General features: G+C 74.6%; 20 protein-coding genes. 10 read left to right on the top strand and 10 right to left on the bottom strand.

The window, feature by feature from the left end:
• The first annotated feature begins 113 nt into the window (after window positions 1-113).
• From ACI79Q_RS04380 to ACI79Q_RS04370, 3 genes are all read left to right on the top strand, one after another.
• Window positions 114-647, top strand: coding sequence for an NUDIX hydrolase family protein (locus ACI79Q_RS04380; protein WP_456588472.1), 534 nt, complete (start codon window positions 114-116; stop codon window positions 645-647).
• Between the two features lie 147 nt (window positions 648-794).
• Entirely contained in the window at window positions 795-2591 is a 1797-nt protein-coding gene (locus ACI79Q_RS04375) for a putative bifunctional diguanylate cyclase/phosphodiesterase (protein WP_456588473.1), read from the top strand.
• A gap of 101 nt (window positions 2592-2692) precedes the next feature.
• Window positions 2693-4441: a putative bifunctional diguanylate cyclase/phosphodiesterase gene (locus tag ACI79Q_RS04370; protein WP_456612374.1), complete on the top strand. Its 1749-nt coding sequence runs from the start codon at window positions 2693-2695 to the stop codon at window positions 4439-4441.
• An 86-nt stretch (window positions 4442-4527) separates the two neighbouring features.
• On the opposite strand, the gene fmdA is transcribed toward ACI79Q_RS04370, so the two are convergent.
• From fmdA to ACI79Q_RS04350, 4 genes are all read right to left on the bottom strand, one after another.
• Window positions 4528-5781: a formamidase gene (fmdA, locus tag ACI79Q_RS04365; RefSeq protein WP_456598685.1), complete on the bottom strand. Its 1254-nt coding sequence runs from the start codon at window positions 5779-5781 to the stop codon at window positions 4528-4530.
• Between the two features lie 66 nt (window positions 5782-5847).
• Window positions 5848-6531: an AmiS/UreI family transporter gene (locus tag ACI79Q_RS04360; protein ID WP_456614258.1), complete on the bottom strand. Its 684-nt coding sequence runs from the start codon at window positions 6529-6531 to the stop codon at window positions 5848-5850.
• A gap of 62 nt (window positions 6532-6593) precedes the next feature.
• Window positions 6594-6878 carry an FmdB family zinc ribbon protein gene (locus tag ACI79Q_RS04355; protein ID WP_456588477.1) on the bottom strand — a complete coding sequence of 95 codons (285 nt, stop codon included), beginning with the start codon at window positions 6876-6878 and terminating at the stop codon, window positions 6594-6596.
• Between the two features lie 221 nt (window positions 6879-7099).
• On the bottom strand, window positions 7100-8356 hold the full coding sequence (locus tag ACI79Q_RS04350; protein ID WP_456614257.1) for an MFS transporter: 1257 nt from the start codon (window positions 8354-8356) through the stop codon (window positions 7100-7102).
• A gap of 477 nt (window positions 8357-8833) precedes the next feature.
• On the opposite strand from ACI79Q_RS04350, the gene ACI79Q_RS04345 reads away from it, so the two are divergent.
• Entirely contained in the window at window positions 8834-10129 is a 1296-nt protein-coding gene (locus tag ACI79Q_RS04345) for a hypothetical protein (RefSeq protein WP_456588479.1), read from the top strand.
• Window positions 10130-10251: 122 nt separating this feature from the next.
• On the opposite strand, the gene ACI79Q_RS04340 is transcribed toward ACI79Q_RS04345, so the two are convergent.
• Entirely contained in the window at window positions 10252-11013 is a 762-nt protein-coding gene (locus tag ACI79Q_RS04340; RefSeq protein ID WP_456614256.1) for an alpha/beta fold hydrolase, read from the bottom strand.
• Between the two features lie 145 nt (window positions 11014-11158).
• On the opposite strand from ACI79Q_RS04340, the gene ACI79Q_RS04335 reads away from it, so the two are divergent.
• Window positions 11159-11545, top strand: coding sequence for a hypothetical protein (locus ACI79Q_RS04335; protein WP_456612369.1), 387 nt, complete (start codon window positions 11159-11161; stop codon window positions 11543-11545).
• A gap of 130 nt (window positions 11546-11675) precedes the next feature.
• Entirely contained in the window at window positions 11676-14393 is a 2718-nt protein-coding gene (locus tag ACI79Q_RS04330; RefSeq protein WP_456614255.1) for a S8 family serine peptidase, read from the top strand.
• A 73-nt stretch (window positions 14394-14466) separates the two neighbouring features.
• Here ACI79Q_RS04330 and ACI79Q_RS04325 read toward each other — a convergent pair whose 3' ends face one another.
• Together ACI79Q_RS04325 and ACI79Q_RS04320 are read right to left on the bottom strand one after the other, a co-directional pair.
• Window positions 14467-15462, bottom strand: coding sequence for an alpha/beta-hydrolase family protein (locus tag ACI79Q_RS04325; protein ID WP_456614254.1), 996 nt, complete (start codon window positions 15460-15462; stop codon window positions 14467-14469).
• Window positions 15459-16322 carry an alpha/beta hydrolase gene (locus ACI79Q_RS04320; RefSeq protein WP_456614253.1) on the bottom strand — a complete coding sequence of 288 codons (864 nt, stop codon included), beginning with the start codon at window positions 16320-16322 and terminating at the stop codon, window positions 15459-15461. The genes ACI79Q_RS04325 and ACI79Q_RS04320 overlap by 4 nt, the downstream gene beginning before the upstream one ends.
• 167 nt (window positions 16323-16489) lie before the next feature.
• Here ACI79Q_RS04320 and ACI79Q_RS04315 point away from each other — a divergent pair, with 167 nt between their 5' ends.
• Together ACI79Q_RS04315 and ACI79Q_RS04310 are read left to right on the top strand one after the other, a co-directional pair.
• Entirely contained in the window at window positions 16490-17755 is a 1266-nt protein-coding gene (locus tag ACI79Q_RS04315) for a histidine kinase (RefSeq protein WP_456614252.1), read from the top strand.
• Window positions 17752-18435 carry a response regulator gene (locus tag ACI79Q_RS04310; RefSeq protein WP_456614251.1) on the top strand — a complete coding sequence of 228 codons (684 nt, stop codon included), beginning with the start codon at window positions 17752-17754 and terminating at the stop codon, window positions 18433-18435. Before ACI79Q_RS04315 ends, ACI79Q_RS04310 begins: the two co-directional genes overlap by 4 nt.
• 78 nt (window positions 18436-18513) lie before the next feature.
• Here ACI79Q_RS04310 and ACI79Q_RS04305 read toward each other — a convergent pair whose 3' ends face one another.
• Window positions 18514-19416, bottom strand: a complete 903-nt coding sequence (locus tag ACI79Q_RS04305) for an alpha/beta hydrolase (RefSeq protein WP_456614250.1) — start codon at window positions 19414-19416, stop codon at window positions 18514-18516.
• Between the two features lie 182 nt (window positions 19417-19598).
• Between ACI79Q_RS04305 and ACI79Q_RS04300 the strand changes: the two genes are divergently transcribed.
• Entirely contained in the window at window positions 19599-20555 is a 957-nt protein-coding gene (locus tag ACI79Q_RS04300) for a helix-turn-helix domain-containing protein (RefSeq protein ID WP_456614249.1), read from the top strand.
• Window positions 20556-20621: 66 nt separating this feature from the next.
• Window positions 20622-21374, top strand: coding sequence for a hypothetical protein (locus ACI79Q_RS04295; RefSeq protein WP_456614248.1), 753 nt, complete (start codon window positions 20622-20624; stop codon window positions 21372-21374).
• An 82-nt stretch (window positions 21375-21456) separates the two neighbouring features.
• Here the strand turns inward: ACI79Q_RS04295 and ACI79Q_RS04290 are convergent, their stop codons facing one another.
• Together ACI79Q_RS04290 and ACI79Q_RS04285 are read right to left on the bottom strand one after the other, a co-directional pair.
• Window positions 21457-22077, bottom strand: coding sequence for a hypothetical protein (locus ACI79Q_RS04290; RefSeq protein ID WP_456614247.1), 621 nt, complete (start codon window positions 22075-22077; stop codon window positions 21457-21459).
• Between the two features lie 247 nt (window positions 22078-22324).
• A complete protein-coding gene (locus tag ACI79Q_RS04285) occupies window positions 22325-23353 on the bottom strand; it encodes a patatin-like phospholipase family protein (RefSeq protein ID WP_456614246.1) in 1029 nt (342 codons plus the stop codon).
• Window positions 23354-23448: the final 95 nt, after the last annotated feature.

The raw sequence follows: 23448 nt of genomic DNA, 5'->3' as shown, positions 1-23448 counted from the left end.
AGGGGAAGGGCTCCGGTCGGGGCTCGGATCGGCGCCGCCACGTGACGGGGAGCACGTCCGCCGTCCAGCCGCGCGGGTGTCGGCCTGCTGGGGGCATCGGCTAGACAGTTCCCATGACCGAGCTGACGACGGCGACAGGCGGGGGCTGGCTGGCCCGCGAGGAGATGGACGCGGCGCGCGAGCGGCTGCCGATCCTGTACGTCGACGTGGTGCCCGTGCGGGTGGACGAGCAGGGCACCGTGACGTCGATCGGGCTGCTGCTGCGCGCCGGTGAGGACGGGCAGATCAAGCGGGCGCTGGTGTCGGGGCGGGTGCTGTACCACGAGCGGGTGCGGGCGGCGCTGCTGCGGCACCTGGAGAAGGACCTCGGCCCGCTCGCGCTGCCGCGGGTCCCGCCCGCGCCGCAGCCGTTCACCGTCGCCGAGTACTTCCCGACGCCGGGGGTGACGCCGTTCCACGACCCGCGCCAGCACGCGGTGTCGCTGGCCTACGTGGTGCCGGTCGAGGGGGACTGCTCGCCGCAGCAGGACGCGCTGGAGCTGACCTGGTTCTCGCCGCTGGAGGCGCGCGATCCTGCGGTGCTGGCCGAGCTGACCAACGGGCAGAGCACCCTGCTGCTGCAGGCGCTGGCGCACCTCGGGGTCTGACCGGCCACCGGCCCGGGGCCGTGGCGGCGCCCCGGCTCGGCGCGGGAGGTGACCCGCACCACGGGAAAATCGCAGGTCAGCCACCCGCCCGGGTGAGATTTGCGGCCCGCCCTCCGGTTCCGCACCTCCGCGCGTCGATGTGATCTTGTGATCACTCACCTGACGACGGTCGAGGACGGTCTCGGTGCCCTGCACCCGGAGGGCGAGGCCGGCGAGACCTTCACCCTCGGCGTCCTGGCCCGTGCGGTGCCCGTGCTGCCCGGTGCCGGCAGCTGCGAGGAGCTCGACCGGGTCTTCGGGCGGGCGCGCGACGCCGGGTGCGCGGTCATCGCCCACCCCGACGTCGACGGCGTGGTCGGGCTGGTCGAGCGCAGCCGCTTCGAGGCGCTGATGAGCGGGGCCTACGGCTACGGCCGCTCGCTGTACGGGCGCCGGCGGTTGTCCGACGTCGCCCAGTGGGATGCGCTCACCCTGCCGGCGACGACGACGGTCATCGAGGCGTCCAGCCGGGCGATCACCCGGGACCCTGAGCACGTGCAGGACCACGTCCTCGTGCTGGGCGCCGACGGCGTGCGGGCCGTCCCGATGCCCGTGCTGCTCTCCGCGCTGGCCCGCGCGCTCGCCGGCCAGGCGCTGCGCGACCCGCTCACCGGCCTGGCCAACCGGCACGCGTTCTTCGGCCGGGTCGAGGAATCCTGCCGGCGCAGCGCCACCCAGCCCGGGCACCAGACCGCCGTCGTCTACTTCGACCTCGACGGGTTCAAGCTGGTCAACGACGACCTCGGGCACGACCGCGGGGACGCGCTCCTGCGCGACGTGGCGGCCGCGCTGACCGAGGCCGCCCGGCCGGTGGACCTGGTGGCGCGCCTCGGCGGCGACGAGTTCGCCGCGTGCCTCGACATCGACACCTCCCTGGCCCGCCGCGACGGCGCACCCGACACCGACATCGCGCGCTCGATCGCCGTCCGCATGCACCGGGCCGTGGCCGCGATCAGCCGGGACGACGGCGTTGCGCAGCGGGTGCGGGTCAGCGCCGGGCTCGCGGTGAGCGCCGGCGGCTCCGTGGACCCGGGTGAGCTCGTCCGGGCGGCGGACCTGGCCATGTACACGGGCAAGCGCAACGGCGGGGACCACGTCAGCGGCCCCGTCCTGGTGACGACGGCGGTGGACGCCGATCCGCTCGCGGGTACCAGCGTGGCCCAGGCCGTGGCCCGCGGGGAGTTCCTGCTGCTCTACCAGCCGATCGTGCGGCTGGCCGACGGCCGGCTCGGCAGCGTGGAGGCGCTGGTCCGCTGGCAGCACCCGCGCCTGGGCCTGCTGGCGCCCGACGCCTTCCTCGCCTCGGCCGCCCGGTCGGGTCAGCTCACCGCCCTCGACGACTGGGTGCTGCGCACCGCGACGCGGGAGTTCGCCGCCTGGCAGCGGGAAAGTGGCCCGGAGGCGGGCTGCGTCGCGCTGAACGTCAACGTGAGCACCGACCGGCTGCTCACCCCGGGCCTGGGCACGGTGCTCTCCGACGCCACAGGTGCCGCCGGCCTCGACCCGGCGCTGGTGCGGGTGGAGGTGCCGGAGTCGCTGCTGGTCGACCAGCTGCACGCCGCGGTCGAGCCGCTCGAGCAGCTGCGCGCCGCCGGCTACAAGGTCACGTTCGACGACGTCGGCGCCGGCGGGACGTCGCTGCGCCACCTGCGCGAGGTGCGCGCCGACGGCCTGAAGATCGACCGCTCGTACGTGCAGGGCATCCTCACCGACGACCGCGACCGGGCCCTGGTGCAGCTGCTCGTCGACTTCGCCGACGGCGCCGGCCTGGTGGTCACCGCCGAGGGGGTCGAGACCGAGGGGCACCGCGCGGCGCTGCAGGCCATGGGGTGCGACTACGCGCAGGGCTGGCTGTTCTCCCGGCCGGCCCCACTGAACGAGCTGGGGACGCACTTCCCGTCGTGACCGGGCTCGGCGCCGCACCCCGCCCGCCTGCGGAACCTGCCCGGACGGGGGAGGCGACCCTCCAGCTCCGGTGGCGCACAACCGATTAGACGGTCATGCGCATGAGTCGGATGGCCCCGGAGGTGGCCACCCCGCGAGTGGTCGCCCGGACCGCCGGGCTGCTGACCGCTCTGGGCGGGGTAGCGGCCGTCGGGTTGGTCCTCGGCACGCCCGGCGGCCTCGACCACGTGCACCCGGCCGTGACGGCGCTCGGGCCCGTCACGACCCTGGTGGGTCTGGCGGTCGTGCGCTGGGGCCACCTGGTGCCGCGGGGCTTCTTCCAGGCGCTGCTCGTGCTGGGCGTCGTGGGCATCGGGATCTTCGGGCTCTCCGCGCCGACGGTGAGCGGCGCGGTCGCGGTGCTGGCGCTGTCGGCGTTCGCGGCGATGGTCGCCTTCCTCTTCTTCCCGCGGCCGTGGGCGCTGGGCTTCCTGACCGAGATGCTCGCCATCGGCACGGTGGTCGTCGCCGTGCGCGGTGACGTCCCCGTCGGGACCGCCGTCGTCCTGGCGGTGCTGGTGCTGGGCTCGGCCGGCGCCGTCGGGGTGCTGGCGCGGCGGGCGGCCAGCGCCGAGGAGGACGCGCTCACCGGGCTGGTCAACCGGCGCGGCTTCGACGAGACGCTGGACGCGGCGGTGCGGACGGCGGTGCGCTCGGGCGAGCCGCTGTCGGCGGCGCTGTTCGACCTCGACCACTTCAAGACCGTCAACGACACGCAGGGACACGCGGCCGGCGACGAGCTGCTGCGCGCGGTCGCGGCCACCTGGCGGCCGCTGCTGCCCCGGGGTGCGGTGCTGGCGCGGCACGGGGGCGACGAGTTCTCCCTGTTGCTGCCCGGCTCCGACGGCGAGCGGGCGCTGGCCGTCGCGGAGTCGCTGCGGGCGGCGCTGCCGCAGGTGGGGACGTCGGTGGGCGTGGCGCAGCTGGCGCTCGGCGACTCGCCGTCGGACCTCATGCGCCGGGCCGACGCCGCGCTGTACCGGGTGAAGACGCTCGGCCGCGGGCGCAGCGAGCTGGACGCCGACGGGCAAAGCCCGCTGGCGCGCGACCTCGCCGCCGCGCTCGCGGCCGGCCGCTCCGGTGGGCTGTCGGTCCATCTGCAGCCGATCGTCACCCCGGCGGACGGCGACGTCGTCGGCGTGGAGGCGCTGGTGCGCTGGGCGCACCCGTCGCGCGGGCCCGTCCCGCCGGCGGAGTTCGTGCCGGTGGCCGAGCAGGAGGGCCTCGTCGGCGCGCTGGGCGCGTTCGTGTGGACGGCGGCGTGCGAGGACGCGCGGACGCTGTCGGAGGCGACCGGGCGCACGCTGTTCCTGACGGTCAACGTGTCGGGTCTGGAGCTGGACGACCCCGGGTTCCCCGACCGGGTGCTGGCGACGCTGGCCGCGACCGGCTGGCCGGCGGAGCGGACCGTCGTCGAGGTGACCGAGAGCCTGGTCGAGGCGGAGACGACCCGGTCGGTGGCGGCGCTGCACGCGCTGCGCGAGCACGGGCTGCAGGTGGCGATCGACGACTTCGGCACCGGCTACTCGGCGCTGGCGCGGCTGGACACGCTGCCCACCGACTTCCTGAAGCTGGACAACTCCTTCGTCTCGGCGATCACCACCTCCAGCCGGCGGGCGCGGCTGCTGCGCAGCGTCATGGCGCTGGCCGACGCGCTGGAGCTGGTCCTCGTCGCCGAGGGCGTGGAGACACCGGAGCAGGCGCGGGCGCTGGTCGACCTCGGCTGCCCGCTGGCGCAGGGCTACCTGTACGGGCGGCCGAGGCCGGTCGGAGAGCTCATCGCCGAGCTCGCACCCGGCGTCCGGGTGTAGCCGGCCGCCGTCGCCCGCCATACCGCCACGGCGCACGTACGGCCCCGGCCTGCGTGGCCGGGGCCGTCCGTGGAGAGGTGGCCGGCTCAGAAGCTGGACCGCGGCACCCCCATGCCCGGGTCGATGCGGGTCGGTCCCGACGCCGAGGGCTCCACGTCGAAGTCGAAGATCCCGGTGGGCAGGTAGACCGTCGAGCACGAGTTCGGGATGTCGACGACCCCGGAGAGCCGGCCCTCGATCGGTGCGGCCCCGAGGATCATGTAGCCCTGCTCCGGCGTGTAGCCGAACTTGGTCAGGTAGTCGATCGCGTGCAGGCAGGCGCGCTGGTAGGACAGGTGCGAGTCCAGGTAGCGCTGCTCGTCGTCCAGGGTCACCGACGTGCCGGAGAACGCCAGCCAGCGCTCGTACCGCGGGTCGACGTTGCCGGGCAGGAAGATGGCGTTCTCGCTGACGCCGTAGGTCTCCATGCCGCCCTTGATGACGTCGACGTGCAGGTCGATGAAGCCGCCCATCTCGATCGCGCCGCAGAAGGTGATCTCGCCGTCGCCCTGCGAGAAGTGCAGGTCACCGAGCGAGAGCTTCGCGCCGTCGACGAACACCGGGTAGAAGATCCGGCTGCCCTTGGTGAGGTTCTTGATGTCCTGGTTGCCGCCGTTCTCCCGCGGTGGCGCGGTGCGCGCGGCCTCGCCGGCCACCCGGTCGTAGTCGGCGCCCTGCAGCGTGCCCAGGATGGCGTCCTGGGGGAGCGGGGGCAGCGCCAGCGGCGGCACCCGGTCGGGATCGGTGTCGATCAGCGCTTGCTCGCGGCGGTTCCAGCGGGCGAGCAGCTCGGCCGACGGCGCGGTGCCCATGAGCCCGGGGTGGACGATGCCGGTGAAGGAGACGCCCGGGATGTGCCGGGAGGTGGCGGTCTGCCCGGAGAAGTCCCAGATCGTCTTGTAGGCGTCGGGGAACTGGTCGGTGAGGAAGCCGCCGCCGTTCTGCCTGGCGAAGATCCCGGTGTAGCCCCAGCCCTGGCCGGCGAGCGGCCCGGAGTCCTCCTGGGGGATCGGGCCGACGTCGAGGATGTCGACGATCAGCAGGTCACCCGGCTGCGCGCCCTCCACGTGGAAGGGTCCGCTCAGGCAGTGCACCGTCGACAGGGGCGCGTCGCGGATGTCGTCGGCGGAGTCGTCGTTGTGGATGGCGCCGTCGAACCACTCCCGGCAGTCGACGCGGAAGGTGTCACCCGGGCGCACGGTGACGTTGGCCGGGATGTCCGGGTGCCAGCGGTTGTGCCCGACGTACTGCTGCTCGGTGAACTTCTTCGACGAGTCGAGGGGGTACACGACTTTCGGCACGGGGGACCTCCAGGTCACAGGTGGTGCGCGTCCGGGTGCGAGCGGGTGCGGCGTGCGGGATCGGCGTCACCGCCTCTCGTGGGCGGTGGGGGTCCCGGAGCGGGGGGACGGCGGCACGTCGCCCTCCCGCAGCTCCGGCGCGGGCGCCGTCGCCTCGGTGGCCGCCGGTTCGCGCAGCCGCGGGGCGAGCGCCAGCGACGCCAGGCAGATGACGGCGAGGGCGATCGCCGACTCGGTGAGGTAGTCGCCCCAGACGCCGGTGAGCAGTAGGAACGCGGGGACGGCTGCGGTGAACACACCGGCGACGACGGCCACGAGGCCGGTGAACCGGGTCCACTCCTCGCGCTTGAGCCCGAGGACGACCCAGAACAGCGCCCACAGGACCGCCCAGTAGAGCCAGATCACGCCGAAGGCGGGGTCGTCCAGGCGCCCGAAGTTGAGCCCGGCGTAGACCAGGGCGCAGCAGGCGACGAACGCGGAGAACCAGCCGAGCCCGGTGCCGTCCAGGTCGCCCAGCAGGTTGAACCCGACGTAGAGGTAGGTGAAGCCGAACAGGTACAGGCCCGAGGCGGCGAGGATCGTGTCGGGGTCACCGCCGGAGGTGACGATCAGGAAGGTCGGCGTGAGCACCTGCAGCCCGCCGACGAAGAAGTTCAGCGGCGCGGCCGCGCGGGCGTCCACCCACCCGAGCAGCATCAGCCCGTTCAGGATCAGCACGGCCCCGACGTAGAGCAGTCCGACGCTGGCCATGGGGACGTCCCTTCATCGCGGGAGGCGGAGCGGGCTGCTCGTTCTGGTGGGCGACGCCCGGCTCAGGGCCGGGGCAGGCGGCGGAGCGCGGGGTTGGCGGCGACCGGGGAGCGGCGGGCCGGTCGCGGACCGGGGGAGGACACCACCTCGGGTTCGTCGCGGGTCCGCTCGGTCCGGTCGATCAGGGCGCGCCGCGTGGGGTCGCCGAAGGAGAGGCGCGGCGGGGTGAAGACCCGCACCGCGGCGGACCCGCAGGTGGGGCAGCAGGTGGTCGGCTCGGCGGTGCCGATCGGGAGCGAGCGCTCCGTCAGCCCGTGGTCGTCGCATCGGTACACGTAGGAAGCCATCGCCGTCCTCGTCACTCGCGGTGTTCGAGCAGGCGACCCACGCTCTCGGGGGCCGGAGGACCGGTCAAGGCCTCCGGCGATCCAGCGGCAAGCGAGCTCGTTCCGGTACGTGAGAGCTCGCGCGCGCCCTCACGCAATGTGCGGTCCCGCGCGGGCTCTGCCTCTGAGTGCCGTGGCACTCAGAGGCAGAGCGGCCGCGGACCTGCTGTCGTCCCCGGTCGCTATACCTGGACGGGGACCGGCTCGGGCTCCGGACGCACGGCGCTCCGCTGCACCGATGCCGCGTGCGCCGCGCCGGCGGCGACCACGAGGGCGGCTGCCACGGCGGGGGCGGCGAGCGCGGTACCCGCGCCCAGCGCATCGGCGAGCACGCCGGTGAGCGCGGAGGCGACCGCCTGGCCGACGACGACGGCGGACCCGAGCATCGTCATGGTGGTCGCCGAGCGGCCGGCCGGGCTCAGCGCCGCGGCAAGGCTGTACAGGGTGACCAGCGTCGGCCCGACGCCGCAGCCGAGCACCGCGAGGGCGGCCACGAGCGCCGGCACCGACCCGGCGCACGCGTAGGCGATCGCGCCGGCGAGCAGCAGCGACCCGAAGGCGAGCCACCGCGCCCGCAGCGAGAAGCGCACCGGCAGGGCCGCGGTGCCGAGCGCGAGCACGGCCGACCCGATGCCCATGACGCCGTAGAGCAGGCCGGCGCTGTCGCCGTCGCCGTCGACGGCCAGGAAGCCGGTGAGCGAGGTCAGGGTGGCGCCGAAGAACAGGCCGACGCCGAGGGTGCCGACGACGACGGTGAGCAGCGGGAAGCGGGTCAGCTCGCGGACGGGCGCCCGCGCGGCCACCGTCGGGTCCGTGCCGGGGTGCAGCCGGCCGGTGGGGTGCAGGGCGAACGCGGTGACGAACACGAACGTCAGCGCCGAGGCGCCGGCGATGGCGACCCACGGGGCGATCGCGGTGGCGAGCAGCCCGACGAGGAAGGGGCCGATGATGAAGACCATCTCGTCGGCGGCGGACTCGTAGGCCATCGTGCCGTTGACCACCCGCTCGCGGCGGTCGTGGTGCACCGACCGGCGGATGATCGCCATGAGCCGGGTGCGTGACATGGGGGCGATCTGCGGTGCGGAGGCCCCGATGAGGACCGACAGCGCCAGCAGCGCGGCGTCGGCCGCGGTGCTCGCGACGACCAGCGGGAAGACGCCCAGCAGGCTCGCGTTCACCAGGCCCACCGGGACGAGCACCCGGCGCTGCCCGAAGCGGTCGACCGCGGCACCGAGCAGGGGGCCGGCGAGTGCGGTGCCCAGGCCGGCGCAGGCGGAGTTGAGGCCGCCGAGGGTCACCGAGCCGCGCTCGGCGACGACGAGGGTGAGGACGCCGACGACCATCATCGCGAACGGCAGCCGCGCGATGAACGCGAGCGGGAAGTAGGAGAGACCGGCGGAGCGGAGCACCGCGGAGTCGGTGGGGCGCGTGTGGAACATGACCTCTGCTGGGCGGATCGGGCGTGCCGCCTTGATCCGCCGGCGGGGCCGGCAGCAGGTAGTTACACACGGACGTTCGGAACGACGACCGAGCCTATCGTAAGTTGGTACCGAGCGTCCTCAGGACGGCAATGTCATGGCGGCCGTCCCGTCATGGCGCCCCTGCGAACGCGGTCAGCATGCCGCCTCCCTAGTTCCGTTGTGATGGTGTTCTGGGGCAGGCTGTGACGCATGCGGCTCAAGCGAAGCAGGAGTCTCGCAACGTCAGGGGAGATTCGACACTCGTCCGCGTCCCGGAGCGGGTGCTTTGGCTCGTTAGTGTCCTGAAGCACCGTTGTGGGCATTGAGCAAAGGACGTAGAGCGGGATGGCGGAAGAAGCCTGGCACGAGGCGCGACTGATCCCTACTTCTGGGATCAACGGTGCGGAAGAGCAGGAGCGTCGCGCAACTTCGGCTCTCCTCGCCGTAGTGACTGCCGTGAGGGAGTTCGGCCGCGGTTTGACGCAGCCGCTCGGTGCACCGGCGGGCAACATCGAGGCCTTCATCGAGGTGCCGTTCCTGCTAGGCGACAAGCGCTGCTACCCCGACGGTTTGATCAGGGTGACGCGTGGCCAGCGGAGCTGGACGGCGCTCGTAGAGGTGAAGACGGGTACCAACGAGTTGGCTCCCGAGCAGCTGGAGAACTACCTCGATATCGCCCGGGACAACGGCTTCGATGCGCTGATCACGATCAGCAACGAGATCCCACCTTCAGCCGACCAGCACCCGACCAAGGTCGACAAGCGCAAGCTTCGCAAGGTCGCCTTGCACCATCTCCCGTGGAGCCAGATCTTGGCCGAGGCCGTGGTCCAGAAGGAGCACCGGGGCGTGGCTGACCCTGACCAGGCATGGATTCTTGGTGAGTTGATCCGGTATCTGGAGCACCCCCGGTCCGGTGCGCTGGAATTCGAGGACATGGGGCCTTCGTGGGTCGCCGTCCGAGATGCCGTGAGCGCCGGGACGTTGCGTGCCACGGACAAGGGCGTTGCGGACGTAGCAGCCCGCTTCGATGCTCTGCTGAGGTATGCCTCTCTGAGGCTCGGGCGCACCTTAGGCACTGAGGTCGTCCCGGTCGTCAGTAGGCGGGAAGCCGCAGAGCCTGCCCTACGTACTGCGGCTCTCATCGAAGGTCTCGTCAAAGAGGGGCGTCTGAGCGGTGCAATTCGGATCCCCCACGCCGTCGCGCCGCTCAACATCGACCTCGATCTGCGGGCGAGCCGAGTAACTCTTCACGTGGATGTCGACGCGCCACGAGAGGGTCGGTCGACGACGAGGGTGAACTGGCTGGTGCGACAGCTGAAGGCGGCGCCGGATTCGGTTCGTCTGGAAGCGTTCGCCATGCACGCGCGAGGGCCAGGAGCGGCGGATCTGCTCAAGTCGGTTCGCGAAGACGCCAATCTCCTCATCCAGGACCCGAAGAGAGACCTCCGTTCTTTCCGTGTGGCGCTGACCAGCCCGCTTGGAACCAAGCGCGGCCGCGGTCGGGGTGCGGCCATCGATTCAGTGCTGGACGCGGTCGACACCTTCTACGGAGAAGTTCTGCAGCATCTGAAGGCGTGGACGGCTGCCCCGCCGAAGATGCGAGAGGTGGCAGACCTGCCCGGGCAGTCTCGGACGGACCTGGTGAGCACGGCGCTGTCGTCGCAAGACGGGGCGGAGCCGGTCGGCGACGCCGAAGCGGACGCCGCTGCTGACGACTCCGCCGACGAGTCGCAGGAGAAGTCAGTCTCTTAGCGGAGGTAGTCGGTCCCAGCCTTCGTCGGCCTGCGACGGGTCCTACCGACGGGGCGAAGTCCGTAGGACCGTTGCAGGCTGGCGCCAGAGCCTGCTGGCCCCTTGGAGAAGCAATTCCGGCGTCACGCGGGGAGCGGCGGGGCGCCGGCGAGCTCGGCGATGGGGGCGGACCACGCGTCGGGTGCCGTCCAGACGAAGCTGTGCGCGCCGGGGACGCTGCGGAACCGGCCGTCCCTCGCCCGGGTGCTGAGCTCGCGCGCCCAGGCCTCGGTGCAGAGGCGGTCGCGGTCGCCGTGGAGGACGAGCACGGGGCAGTCGACCCGCTGGATCGTGTCCTCCAGGCGGTCGGCGAGGTGGGCGGCCAGGGCGTGCCGGACCCGCCGCAGCCCGGCACGGCGCCGGTCGGGGGTGTGCTGGACGTCGAGCTCCGGAGGCTCGAGCTCGTGGTTGCGCCGCCAGGCGAGCAGGACCCGGCGCATGCTGCGGTAGGCCGGGTCGACGGTCGGGCTGGCGAGCACCAGCGCGCGCACCCGCCCGGGTTCGCGAGCCGCGACGTGGGCGGCGACCTGCGTGCCGCTGGAGTGCCCGACGAGCACCGGGTTCTCGGGCCCGCCGGCGGCGAGCCAGGAGGCGACCGCGTCGGCGTGCTCCACGACGTCCATCGGGTGCGGCGGCTCACCGCTACCGGAGAAGCCGGGCAGCTCGACGAGGTGCGCGCGGGTCCAGGTGCCGAGGGCCTCGACGGCGGGCTGCAGGTAGTTGGCGACGGCGAGGCCCGGGACGACGACGACCTCCGCGACACCGGGGCGAGCCGTGCCGGTCACGCGGCTGCGCAGCACGCCCCACGGGGTGGGGCGGTGCTGCAGCTCGACGGCCGGCGGCACGGTCTACCGGGAACGGCGGTCGGCGGTCATGGTCGGGACGCTAACGGCGGAGCGCCCGGCTCGCGCTGCGGGCGGGGCGCGGCGCTGGTTGAGTGGCCGGTGGCGGTGAGCCGACGCCGTCTGTCCTCGTACCTGGGAGTTCGCGATGTTCAGGAAGAAGACCGCAGCCGGAACCTCGAAGAGGTCGATGGCGCAGGCGCTGGGCGCCGTCGGGGCGGCGTTCGGGGCGATGAGCGTCCTGGCGCCGCGGGCGGTGGCGAACAGCTACGGCGTGCCGGTGACGCCGTCGGGCCTGCAGCTGCAGCGGCTGTTCGGCAGCCGGGCGCTGGTGGTATCCGCGCTGGCGCTGACCGCGAAGACCGACGAGGAGGTCGACCGCGGGCTGGCCGCCGTGGCGGCGATGAACCTGCTCGACACGCTGACCGCGCTCGCGGCGGCGGGCCAGGCGGGTGGCCGAACCACGACGCGGGCGATCACCAGCTCGCTGGGCTACGGCGCGGCGGCGCTGTGGATCCGCTCGCTGAAGGACTGACCCCACCCGCCACCTACCGCCGGTCGACGGGGTAGCCGGTGCCGTAGTTCCCTCCTTCGAGCTATCCAGCACCGTCCGGTGCGCGCCGAGGTCCTCCAGGAAGAGGTCTCGACGACGGATCGGGTGACACATGAGGGACACGGCAGGCCGATCGGCCGGCAGGGGGTACCGCGGGATCGCGGTCCTGGCGGCCGCGGCACTGGGATTCGGGGGCACGGCCGTCATCGGCACGCTCGCCTCCGCGGCACCGGCGGTGCCGGTCCTCGAGGACTTCGGCCCGGCCGGCGACGGGCTCACCCGCCTCGTCGTCACGCTGGACGGCGGGGTCACGGCCGAGCAGGTGGCGCTGCTGGACGCCCACCCGGCGATCGCGTCGGCGCAGTCGCTGTTCGACGGCTCCGCGCTGGTCGCCGGGAAGGACCTCGTTCCCTCCGTCGTCACCGACCTGCTGGCCGGCGCGCAGGTGCAGCTCTCCGAGCCCGGCGAGGTGTTCGGGGAATCCGTCTCCGACCCGTACTGGGGCACCTACGGCTGGAACCTCAGCAACACCGGCTCGAACTTCCACGGGCAGGGCGGGGTGGCCGAAGCCGACGTCTCCGCGCCGGAGGGCTGGCGGGCCGGCACGGGCCGGGGGCTCACCGTCGCCGTCCTGGACAGCGGGTTCGCGGCCGGCCACCCCGATCTGCAGGGCGCGCTGTGGACCAATCCCGACCAGCCCTGCGGCACCGGTGACACCGACGCCAACGGCAAGCCGGGCGACTGCCACGGCTGGAACTTCTACACGAACTCCGCCGACGTCACGAACGCCGGGCTGGACAACTCGCACGGCACCACGGTGGCCGGAGCCGTCGGCGCCCGCGCCGGGAACGGCCAGGGCACCGCGGGTGTGGCGCCGGACGTCTCGATCATGCCGCTGGTCATCGGCGCCGGGCGGAGCGTCGACCTCTACCTCGGCGCGCAGGCGATCCGCTACGCGGCGGACAACGGCGCCGACGTCATCAACGCCTCCTGGGGCGGCCCCGGGGGCGCGGCGATCCTGACCGAGGCGATCGACTACGCCAATGGCAAGGGCGTCGTCGTCGTGGTGGCGGCCGGCAACGACAGCGCCAACCGCGACACCTCGCCGGTGTACCCGGCGAGCATCAACCGGCCCAACGTCATCACCGTGGGCGCCAGCACGGCCGCCGACACGGTCAGCGACTTCTCCGCTTACGGGGCGGGCACGGTGGAGCTGTTCGCCCCCGGGACGCTCGTGTTCTCCACGACGCCCGACGGCTGGTACAAGCTCGTGAGCGGCACCTCGATCGCGGCGCCGCAGGTGGCCGCGGCAGCAGCGCTCTACAAGGGGCTGGACCGCGAGGCGTCCGCACCCGAGGTGGTGCAGCGGCTGCTCGCCGACGTCGAGCCCCTGCCGGCCTTTGCCGGCAGGTCGGTGACCGGCGGCCGGCTGTCGCTGACGAAGTTCGGGGAGACGGCGGCGCCGGTGCGGTACCGCTTCACGAACATGACCGCGATGGCCGGGACGGTGACCCCGCAGGTCGTCGCCAGCGGTTCGGTGCCGGGCGGTGCCTACGAGGCGCGGATCTCGCTGGGCTTGGAGCACGGCGGCGACGTCCTGGCGCTGACGCAGCACGCGATCACGTTGAACGGCCAGACGGCGACGACCGACGACGCCGGCGAGGCGCGCTTCTCGCTGGGCACCCGGGAGGGGCTGGGCTCGCTGGTGCTGACGCCGAGCACCGAGCTGCAGGACGGCCGGTACGTGCTGGTGGTCCAGCTGGCCAAGGACGGCGAGGCGCTCGGCATGGCCTACGCCGCCCCGCTGCTGGTCGGCGAGGAGGCACAGCGCAGCGCCGACCCGGCGCCCGAGCCGTCTCCCGGAACGCCGGTTCCGCCGTCCGGCGGGAGCACGCCGGCGCCGTCGGTCGGCAGCCCGGCGCCCGGCGGCTCGGCTCCTGCGCCGGGGACCTCCCCGACGCCGGCTCCCACGTACCCGACCGCTCCGGCGCCGTCGTCGCCGGGCGCTCCGGCGCCGTCGGCACCGGCTCCGTCCGTCGGCGCACCGGCGCCCGGTGGCTCGGCTCCTGCGCCGGGGACCTCGCCGACGCCGGCCCCCGCCCCGTCGTCGCCCGTGGTGGACGGCGGCCGGACCCCGGACGGTGGCAGCACCGCGCCGACCACGCCGCGTCCCGGCAGCGAGACGCCGTCGTCGCCGGCCCCCTCGGCCCCGGCACCGTCGGCCCCTGCTCCGTCATCGCCGGCTCCCTCGGCTCCTGCTCCTGCTCCTGCGCCGGCGGCACCCCAGCCGGCCACGGGCGGGGAGAAGCAGTACCCGTCGGTGGGGGCGTACCGGATCACCTCGATCTCGCCGTCGGTGGTGAGCGCGTCCGGTGGCACCCGGGTGCGGATCAGCGGTTCGGGCTTCCAGTCCGGGGTGCTGGTGCGCGTGGGGAGCAGTACGGGGGTGCGGATCGTCGGCCTCAGCGGCACGGAGATCGTCTTCGAGTCGCCCACGCTGGTGGCGGGCGTCTACGACGTCCACGTCTTCGCGCCGGACCGCTCGTCGACGGTGCTCGGCGGCGGGCTGACCCTGGTGACGGCGACCTCGTCGCCGGCCCCCACGGCGCCCACCCCGACGGCGCCCACCCCGACGGCGCCCGCGCCGTCGGCCCCGGGCACCGAGCCGGGGGTGGCCGCACCGGGCGGCACCCCGCCGGCCGGTGGGTCCGACGGCACGGTCCGCGGCCCGCGCGGGGAGCGGCTCCTGCCGTCCGCCCGGTTCAGCGCGCTGGCCCGCTCGATCTGGACCGTCGACTGCAGCAGCGGTTGCGGCGGGTTGAGCATCTGAGGTGAGCGACGGCAGCCCCGCGACGACTCCGGTCGTGGCGGGGCTGCCGCGTTCCCGGTGCCGGTCCTCGGCGTCACAGCATCCGGGCCCAGTCGTCGGCCAGGCTCATGCCATAGCGGTGCCCGGCGCCGGGCGGGTGGTCGAGGGCCGTGACCAGACCGGCGGTCACCTGCCAGAACGTCACCGCCGGCAGCCACGGCAGGTCACCGCGCGGGGCCAGCACCAGGCCGGGGTGCCATTCCGGGATGGGGTCGTCGTCGTTGCGGACGTCGGTGCACCCGGGGACCGGGGACGAGCCCGCCGATCCCGGCCGCCCGGCCAGCAGGCAGCCGTCGACGCCGCCGAGCTCGGCCACCGCCGCGGCCGCGGCGGTCGCACCCAGGCTCTCCCCGAAGATCAGCAGCCGCGGTCGCTCGCCGGCGGGCAGGGTCGCCAGCTGGGCCCGGACCGCATCCAGGAGGGCCGTCGCCGACCGCTCCGCCCGGTCGGTGCCGAGCAGGTACTCCACCCAGCTCGGGCGCTGCGCGTACTGCACGGTCGCGGTCGCGAGGTCCCCGCCGGTCAGCTCCTCCAGCGCGGCGATCGCCCCCTCGTCCACCCAGCCCGATCCCGTGGGGACGGCGATCACCACCGTCGAGCGCGTCAGCCCGCCGGCGCCGACAAGCTCCTCGACGGCCAGCCGGGCCCGCGTCTCGTCGGTCGGCGCGTCGGCCAGGTCGATCCGCACGCGGACGGGTGTTCCGGCCGGCACGTGGGGCGCCGACGCGACGACCGGCACCCAGGCGGGCGCCTCGGCAGGTGCGGGAGGGGGCGCTGCCCCGCACCCGGCGACCACGAGCACCGCCGCCATGCCCACGGTCAGGCGGGCCGACCGCGCCCGCCCGTGGAGCACGTTCCGCACCCCCTCGACGACGGCGCCGACCAGCCGCGCCGCGCACCACCACGTCGCCGCGGTCAGCAGGCCGGCCAGCAGCCGCACCCACAGCGGCGGTTCCAGCATCCACGGGGTGACGACGCAGACGATGCCGGCCGAGGTGGCGACCGCCGTCGCCACGGGATGCCGCCTCACGCCGTCGCCCCGTCCCGTGCCCCGGTCACCACGCCGGCGATCGCGGCGAGCACCGCCGAGCCCGGGCGGAAGTAGCCGTCGTGCCGCCGGACGTCGTCGGCCGGGATCAGCCGCGCCCCGAACTCCGGTGCCGCCGGGTCCGTACCGTGCCCGAGGTCGCCGACCGCCAGGTGCGGGACGAAGCGGATCCAGTCCTCGGCGCCGCGCGCCGCGAACACCCGCGCGGACGTGCGCAGCCCGGTGACGTCGCGCGCCCGCGCGCCCGGGCTGGCGAGCAGCACCACGTCGTCGGCGGTCAGCTCCGGTGCCGCCAGCGCGACGACGACGGCGCCGTAGCTGTGCCCGATCACCGTGACGTGCGGCGCCGTCCCCGACCGGAACCGGAGTTCCGCGACGGCGTCGACGAGGGCCGGCGCGGCCGCCCGCGCGAGCCGGCCGGTCGCCGCGTCGACGCCCGGGCCCCGCGGTGACTCGTAGCCGACCCAGAGGACGACGGCGGTTCGCGGGCCGGCGGCCGATGCCAGCGACCGGGCCCACCCCCACGGCCGGCGCAGCGGAGCGGCGGGGTCGTGCAGGGTGGCCAGATCGGTGTCGGCGCCGGGCACGAGCACCGCGACGGAGTCCGCCGTGGCCAGGTCGCCGAGCGCGACCACCGCACGTCCCCGGCCGGCCGGGTCGCAGCCGAGCACGCGCACCGCGGCGTCGGAACCGGCGGTGAGGCGAGCGGACAGTTCGTCGGCGCAGCGGCGGTCGAGGCCGACCGGGGACCCACCGGAGGAGGCCCGCGGCTGGGCGAGCAGCGACAGGCTTCCGACCAGGGACAACAGCCCGACGAGGAGGGCGAACAGCGGGGTGCGCATGCCGTCCGATCGAAGCTTCGCGAGCGAGCGCCGTCGTCACGCTGCGGAGCCGTCCTGGCGCGCTACCGGCGTCCGACGTGAGCGGAGCGTGCTACTCCGGTAGGGGGCGCACCTGCCCTTCCGGAGGGACGCGGGAGGGCGTTCTCCGTGGCTAGGCTCGCAGCGCGATGAAGCCGACCACCCTGCGCCGCATGACCGCCACCGGCGCCTCCGGTGCGTGGTCGGCGGTGCTCGCGGCGGTCCGGCCGGAGCAGCCGGCGTGGTCCGCGCCGTGGTCGAGGCTCCCGCGGGCCGGCACGGTCGGTGCGGTGCTGTTCGGCCTGTACGGGCTGGTCGTGGCCATCGCGGTGTCGAGCGCGGTGCTCAACGAACGCGGCGGGCTGCTCGGCGGGGTGGCCTTCCTCTACCTGCTGCCGGCGGCCCTCGGGCTCGCCGTCGCCCCCCGTCGCCCGCTCGACGGGTGGCTGGCCGTCACCTGCTGGCTCGTCGTCCTGCGGTTGCTCATCCCGGCGTCGCCGGAGCCGCTGCCGGTGGTGGAGGTCTGGCACTGGCTGTTCTGGCTCCCGGTGCTGCTGCTGGCCGCGTGGGCCGCCCGCGGTCGCGCGCTCCTCGGCGTCGCCCTGGTCTCGGTGGTCGCGCTGCTCCTGTTCGGGATCGTCGACGCGGAGGCGGTGGACGCCGGGTCGTGGTCGACGGCGCTGGTGGGGGTGGCGGTCCCGCTGGTGCTCGGTGGCGCGCTCGGGGCCCGGCAGCGGGCCCGCGCGGCGCTGGCCGGCGAGCAGGAGCGGGCCGAGGAGGCGCTGGCGCGGCAGGGCGCGCTGGCCGAGCGCGCGCGCATCGCCCGGGAGATGCACGACGTCGTCGCCCACCACATGTCGCTGATCGCGGTCCGCGCCGAGACCGCGCCGTACCGGCTCGACGAGGTGACACCGTCGGTGCGCACCGAGTTCGCCGAGGTGGCGACCGCGGCGCGGCAGTCGCTGGCGGAGATGCAGAACCTGCTCGGCGTGCTGCGCTCCGACGACGGCGCCGAGCGGGCGCCCCAGCCCGGCCTGGGCGACCTCGAGGACCTGCTGCGCGCGGCGCGGGCGGCCGGCGCCGAGCTGCAGTGGGAGCTGCGCCTGCCGGAGGCGCCCGCGGCGCTGGGGCTGTCGGCGTACCGGATCGTCCAGCAGGCGTTGGCCAACGCCGCCCAGCACGCGCCGGGTGCACCCGTGCGGGTGCGCGTCGCCGGGGAGGGCGGGGTGCTGCGGATCGAGGTGGTCAACGGCCGGGGAACGGCGACGCCGGCCGCGTCGGGCGGAGGGAGCGGCCTGCCCGGCATGCGGGAGCGTGCGGCTCTGCACGGCGGCACGGTGGAGGCGGGCCCGACGGCCGACGGCGGCTTCCGCCTCGTCGCCGAGCTGCCGCTGGTCGTGGGGGTGGACGCGTGATCGGGGTGCTCGTCGTCGACGACCAGTCGATGGTGCGGGACGGGTTCGCCGCGCTGCTGAACGCTCAGCCGGACATCGAGGTGCTCGGCACGGCCGGTGACGGGCAGGCGGGCGTGGAGCTGGCAACCGAGCTGACCGCCCGGGGGCGCGGTCCGGACGTCGTGCTCATGGACGTGCGGATGCCGCGGCTGGACGGCATCGAGGCGACCCGGGCACTGCTCGGCGGTGCGCTGGAGCCGGCGCCGCGCGTGCTGGTGCTGACCACGTTCGACCTCGACGACTACGTCTACGCGGCGCTGCGGGCGGGGGCGAGCGGCTTCCTGCTCAAGCACGCGCCGGCCGCGGAGCTGCTGCACGCCGTGCGGGTGGTGGCGGCGGGGGAGTCGCTGCTGGCGCCGGAGGTGACGCGCCGGCTGATCGCGCACTACCTGGCGACGGGCCCCGCGTCCGGGAACGACCGGCGGCCGGCGCAGCTGGAGGCGCTGACGCCGCGGGAGACCGAGGTGCTGGCGCTGGTGGGCCGGGGCCTGTCGAACCGGGAGATCGCCGAGACGCTGTTCGTGGTCGAGCAGACGGCGAAGACGCACGTCAGCCGCGTCTTTGCCAAGCTCGGCCTGCGCGACCGGGCCCAGGCCGTGGTGCTCGCCTACGAGACGGGGCTGGTCCGCCCGGGCGGGTGACCTCGGCTTCGCCGTTCGCCGTCGAGGTGGGGCTGGTACGGGTCGGCCCCCCGCCGTGGGACGACCGACCCGGCAACCTCACCCGAGGTGCGTGGCGAACCAGCGCAGCTGGGCGGGCGCGGAGACCGCGAACGCCTCGTCGACGTAGGCGTCGAAGTGGCCGACGGGCAGCACGAGGAGCTCCTTGGGCTGTCGCGCGCGCTCGTAGTACTCCAGCGTCAGGTCCGCGACGGTGAGGTGGTCCTTCGCGGCGACCACCATCATCAGCGGCGTGGGGGAGATGGCGCCGATGTAGGCACCGGGCTCGTACTCGACGAACATCTCCACCGAGCGCAGGGTGACCTCGTTGCGCCAGTTCGGGGCCCGGTCCTGGATCGGGCCGAAGAAGAAGTCGTGGGTGTCGTCGGTGGGCAGCGCCGCCATCTCGGTCGGGTCCTTCTCGTACGCGACCTGGATCGTCGCCGGCGGCTCACCTGCGTAGCGTGCGGCGCGGTCGCCGTCGAAGGCGGCGCGCAGGCCCGCGAAGGCGTCGGCGCGGATGAGCCGGCGGGCGTTGGCCAGCCCGCTGACCAGCGGCACCTGGGAGACCACGCAGCGCACCCGCCGGTCCAGCGCGGCGACGACCAGCACGTGGCCACCGCTGTAGCTGGAGCCCCACACGCCGAGGCGGTCGGGATCGGTCCACGGCTGCGTGGTCGCCCAGGTGATCGCCGTCCGGTAGTCGCGGATCTGCTGCCAGGGGTCGATCTCACCGCGCGGCGTGCCGTCGCTGGCGCCGAGGTTGCGGTTGTCGTAGACGAGGACACCCAGGCCGCCCGCGGAGAAGTGCGCGGCGTAGTCGTCCAGCAGGTGCTCCTTCACCGCGGAGAAGCCGTGCGCCATGACAACCAGCGGAGCCGGCCCGTCGACGCCCTGCGCCGGGTAGTGCCAACCGCGCAGCGTCACGCCGTCCTCGGTCGCGAACTCGACGTCTTCCCGCATGACTCCTCCTCCTGCGGCCCCGGCGGGCCTCGAGGTCCGCACTCTGCTCCGCGCGGGGGCTCCCGTCGTGACGATCCCTGCACGTCCCTTGTCGATCCGTGCACCGTCGGCCCTTGCGCGCGGGGTGGTGCCCCCGGTTCCATGCGGGACGACGGCAGCGTGGCCGGCGGCGGGAGGACTCCATGGCCCTGGCAGCGGAGCGGTGGCGCCCGGAGTCGCTGCCCGAGGCCGACCGGCTCGATGCCCTGCTCGACCTGATCAGCGCGACGCACCTGCCGTGGTCGGTGACCCCGGAGGACGACGCGCCCGCCGGGACCGACGCGCTCGTCCGCTACCGGATCGGCGACCTGGCGCTCGTCGACTGCCGCTGCGGTCCGTGCAGCGGGCACCGCGGCCGGTCGCAGATGGCCGCGACCGACGAGGACGCCGTCGGGGTGCTCTTCGTGCGGGCGGGGGAGGAGCACGTGGAGGTGGGCGGCGAGCGCTCCGTGCTCCGGCCGGGGTCGGCCTTGGTGTGGCGCAGCGACGAGCCGGTCCGCTTCCGGGTGCCCGGCCGGTTGCACAAGTGGACGCTGCTGGTGCCGCGGAGCCGGTTCGCTGCCGACGTCGAGGGCGGCCGGGTGCTGGAACCCGCGGCGGCCGACCTGCTGGCCGGGCTGCTGGGGAGCACCCTGCGGACGGCCGGTGCGCTGGACCCCCGGCTGGCGGTCCCGGTGGCCGACGCCGCCGTCGGGCTGCTGGCCGAGGCGCTGCCGGGGCGGGTCACTGCCGAGCCCCCACCCGACGCGGCGTGGCTGCGGATCACCGCCTACGTGCGGGCGAACCTGCGCGACCCCGACCTGACGCCGGAGCGGATGGCGGGCGCGGGATACGTCTCGCTGCGCGCGCTCTACGTGCTCTTCGCGGAGCGCGGCGAGACACCGGCCCGGTACGTGCGCCGGCGGCGGCTCGAGGCGGCGCGCCGCGAGCTGCAGCGTCGAGGCACCGGGGTGAGCGTCGCGGAGGTCGCCCACGGCTGGGGGTTCCGCGACTCGGCCACGTTCAGCCGCGGCTTCCGTGCCGCCTACGGCCTGACGCCGGACGACGTGCGCCGAGGTGCCTGCGGGGCCGGGTGGGTACGTCCGCCGCTGCCCTCCTGAGCATCGCTGCCGGTGCACGTGGTCCGGTCTCGACACCGCGGCACCGGCACGGCAGCATCCGGCGACGTGACCGCTCCCGGACCCCACCGCTTCGTGGCCCACGTCGTCGAGGAGTCGACCAACAAGATCCACGAGGACGACGTCGCGCGGCGGTACGGCTTCGCCGGGGCGCTGGTCCCCGGCGTCGAGCTGTTCGCCCGCACGACGACGCCGCTGGTGGCGGCCTGGGGGACCGAGTGGCTCTCCCGGGGCAGGATCGACCTGCGTTTCCGGCGGCCCACCTACGACGGCGACGAGCTGCTGGTCGAGCCGGCGGACGGCCGGCTCATGGTCAGCGACCCCGCTGGGGAGGTGCGGTGCGTCGGCTCGGCCGGGCTCGGCGCGGAGAGGCCCGATCTCACCGGCTACCGGCCGGTGGACCCACCGACCGAGCCGGTGGCCGACCCGGTCATCGGCCCGATGGGCAGCGTCACCGAGGCCGGCACCGTGGAGCGCAACGACTGGTACCTGGACGCGATCGGCGAGCCGCTGGACCTGTACCGGCGGGAGGCGCTGCTCCATCCCGGGCTGCTGCTGCGGCTGGTCAACGAGCTGCTCATGCGCAACGTCGCCCTCGGGCCGTGGATCCACACGTCCAGCGACTGCCGCTTCCTCGGCGTCGCCCGGCTGCCGGTGGAGCTGACCGCGCACGGGGTGGTCACCGGAGTGGGCCGCCGGGGCCGCCACGACGAGGTCCGGTACGACGCGCTGGTGCTGGCCGGCGACGAGCCGGTGCTGCAGGTGCACCACACGGCGCTCTACCGGCTCGACGCGTCCTGATCCCGGCCGGCGCCGTCACTGCGCAACACGAGAGCGGAGGTGCGGCCGGCGCGCGCTCGGTGGGCGCGCCGGCCGCCGTCCCTCAGGCCATCTCAGGAACGCGCAGGTGGTGGATCACCAGCTCGAACTCCGCGATGTCGGTGATCTCCAGCCCCATCTGCTGGGTGAACTGCTCGCGCATCCCGCGCACCGCCTCGGCGGACCGCTCCAGGGACGCGCGGTCGTCGTAGGTGGCGGTGAGGACCCCCATGCCGGTCTGCCGGTCGCCCATCAGGCTGACGCTGCAGAACCCCGGGATGTCGTCCAGACGCGGGATGAGGCCGGTGCGGAACGTCTCGGTCACGTCGTCCATGCGGGCGGGATCACCGCGGGTCCACGTGACGCGGCAGCAGGCGCCCTCGGGCGCCCGGTGCGCGCGGTGCAGGACGGTGATCTCCCACTCCTGGACGTCGAACTGGCCGCCCATGACGTCGACGGCCCGCTCGCGCATGGCGCGGACCGCGTCCCTGCTGGCGCTCATCGACTCCGCGGAGTCCCAGCTGGTCGTGACGATGGAGCGGCCGGACCCGCGGTCGCACAGCATGGACAGGCCCATGCAGCCGGGCATGCTCATGACCGCGGGCATGACCTCGTCGCGGGCGAAGGCGATGCCGTCGTCCATGCGCTGCGGGTCGGCGTGGACGGTGTTCGATCGGGCGTACATGCCGCCCTCCTCTCGGGATGGCGGGCGGCGCCCTCGCGGCGTCGCCGCAGCGGCCATGCTGCTCGCGGTCGGGAGGCTGTCAACGGGTCCGCGCACGGGCGGGACGCCGCTCGGCGGCGGCCGGGTCGCGGACCGTGCGCCGCTACCGGGGGTCGGTCGGACCTGATGGACGGTGACGCGGGCGCGCGTCCCCGCCCTCGGCGCCGTGGCCTCGTCCTCGGCCCGCCTGCTGGTCTTTGCGGGAGAGCTACGCCGGCGTCGGCCGGGACGGTCCCGGGGGGAGGTCGACGCCGCGGCAGTCGCGCAGGTAGGCGTCCCAGTCCCAGCCGGCCAGGAACTCGCGGGCGGCCCGTTCGCCGGCCGCGATCAGCCGGGCCCGCTCGGCCTCGTCGATGTCGAACTCGGTGAGCCCGGTGCCGCTGGTGCCGATCGAGAAGGCCCGGCGGCGCACGCAGGGGGAGGCCAGGTAGGTGCGGTCCCGCCCGGTGACCGTGGTGGCGACCAGGGAGTCCAGCAGCCGCAGCGGCGGCGGCAGGTGCCGGACGCCGAACACCGCGACGTCCTCGTCGGCGAGCGTATCGCCCACCCCCACCCCGAAGGTCGGCCAGCGGGGTGTGGCGGCGTCGGTGCGGTCGAAGATCTCGATCGGGAAGTTGGACAGCACCCCGCCGTCCACCAGGGTCGACCTCCGCCCGGTGCGCGGGTCCCGCAGGCTCCGGGGCGCGAAGAAGTAGGGGATCGCCAGGGACGCGCGGACGGCGTCGGCCACCGGCTGGCGGTCGGGATCCAGGCCGAACTCGCGGTAGTCCCACGGCAGTCGCAGCAGCCGGCCCCGGGTCACGTCGGTCGCCGTCACCACCAGCCGGTAGCGCTGCCACGGCTCCAGCGCGGGGTCGTCGCCGGGGTCCTCGCGGCGCAGGTCCCCGAAGGTCACGATGCCGAGCTCGGCCAGCTCCCGGCGCACCCACTCGGTGAGGTAGCGGCCCGGGTGCAGCCCCGACCGGAGCAGCAGCCCCGCCGCCGGCGCCAGCAGGGGCACCGGCGCCCAGGAGTCCGGGATGCGGTCGTACTCCAGCCTGTCCTCTGCCGCCCGGATCCCGTCGGCGGAGAGCCCCGCAGCGAGGAATGCGGCCAGCACGGCGCCCGCCGAGGAGCCGGCCACCCGCTCGAACCGGTACCGGCCCAGCAGCTCGACGGCGGCGCCCGTGAGCGCGATGCCCTTGACGCCGCCGCCCTCGAGCACCAGGTCGGCCGGCAGGGGTCGCGGCGAGGTCATGCCTCACCGTAGGGCCGTCCCACTCCGTCGATGCCGCGGTCAGAACGAGCGCCGCCGACGGGGTGGGAGGCCTGGTCGCCGGCGCAGCGGGATGT

Source organism: Blastococcus sp. SYSU DS0828, from assembly GCF_054050975.1.
The sequence above is the reverse complement of the archived record's forward strand: the minus strand, read 5'-3'. Positions and strand labels throughout refer to the sequence as shown.

Bases quoted from the DNA above. Each gene is read 5' to 3' on its own strand.
- ACI79Q_RS04285 (WP_456614246.1), bottom strand. From the start codon at position 23,353: ATGACCTCGCCGCGACCCCTGCCGGCCGACCTGGTGCTCGAGGGCGGC.
- ACI79Q_RS04320 (WP_456614253.1), bottom strand. From the start codon at position 16,322: ATGCGCACCCCGCTGTTCGCCCTCCTCGTCGGGCTGTTGTCCCTGGTC.
- ACI79Q_RS04315 (WP_456614252.1), top strand. From the start codon at position 16,490: ATGAAGCCGACCACCCTGCGCCGCATGACCGCCACCGGCGCCTCCGGT.
- ACI79Q_RS04335 (WP_456612369.1), top strand. From the start codon at position 11,159: ATGTTCAGGAAGAAGACCGCAGCCGGAACCTCGAAGAGGTCGATGGCG.
- ACI79Q_RS04370 (WP_456612374.1), top strand. From the start codon at position 2,693: ATGAGTCGGATGGCCCCGGAGGTGGCCACCCCGCGAGTGGTCGCCCGG.
- ACI79Q_RS04300 (WP_456614249.1), top strand. From the start codon at position 19,599: ATGGCCCTGGCAGCGGAGCGGTGGCGCCCGGAGTCGCTGCCCGAGGCC.
- ACI79Q_RS04305 (WP_456614250.1), bottom strand. From the start codon at position 19,416: ATGCGGGAAGACGTCGAGTTCGCGACCGAGGACGGCGTGACGCTGCGC.
- ACI79Q_RS04330 (WP_456614255.1), top strand. From the start codon at position 11,676: ATGAGGGACACGGCAGGCCGATCGGCCGGCAGGGGGTACCGCGGGATC.
- ACI79Q_RS04355 (WP_456588477.1), bottom strand. From the start codon at position 6,878: ATGGCTTCCTACGTGTACCGATGCGACGACCACGGGCTGACGGAGCGC.
- ACI79Q_RS04380 (WP_456588472.1), top strand. From the start codon at position 114: ATGACCGAGCTGACGACGGCGACAGGCGGGGGCTGGCTGGCCCGCGAG.
- ACI79Q_RS04360 (WP_456614258.1), bottom strand. From the start codon at position 6,531: ATGGCCAGCGTCGGACTGCTCTACGTCGGGGCCGTGCTGATCCTGAAC.
- ACI79Q_RS04290 (WP_456614247.1), bottom strand. From the start codon at position 22,077: ATGTACGCCCGATCGAACACCGTCCACGCCGACCCGCAGCGCATGGAC.
- ACI79Q_RS04350 (WP_456614257.1), bottom strand. From the start codon at position 8,356: ATGTTCCACACGCGCCCCACCGACTCCGCGGTGCTCCGCTCCGCCGGT.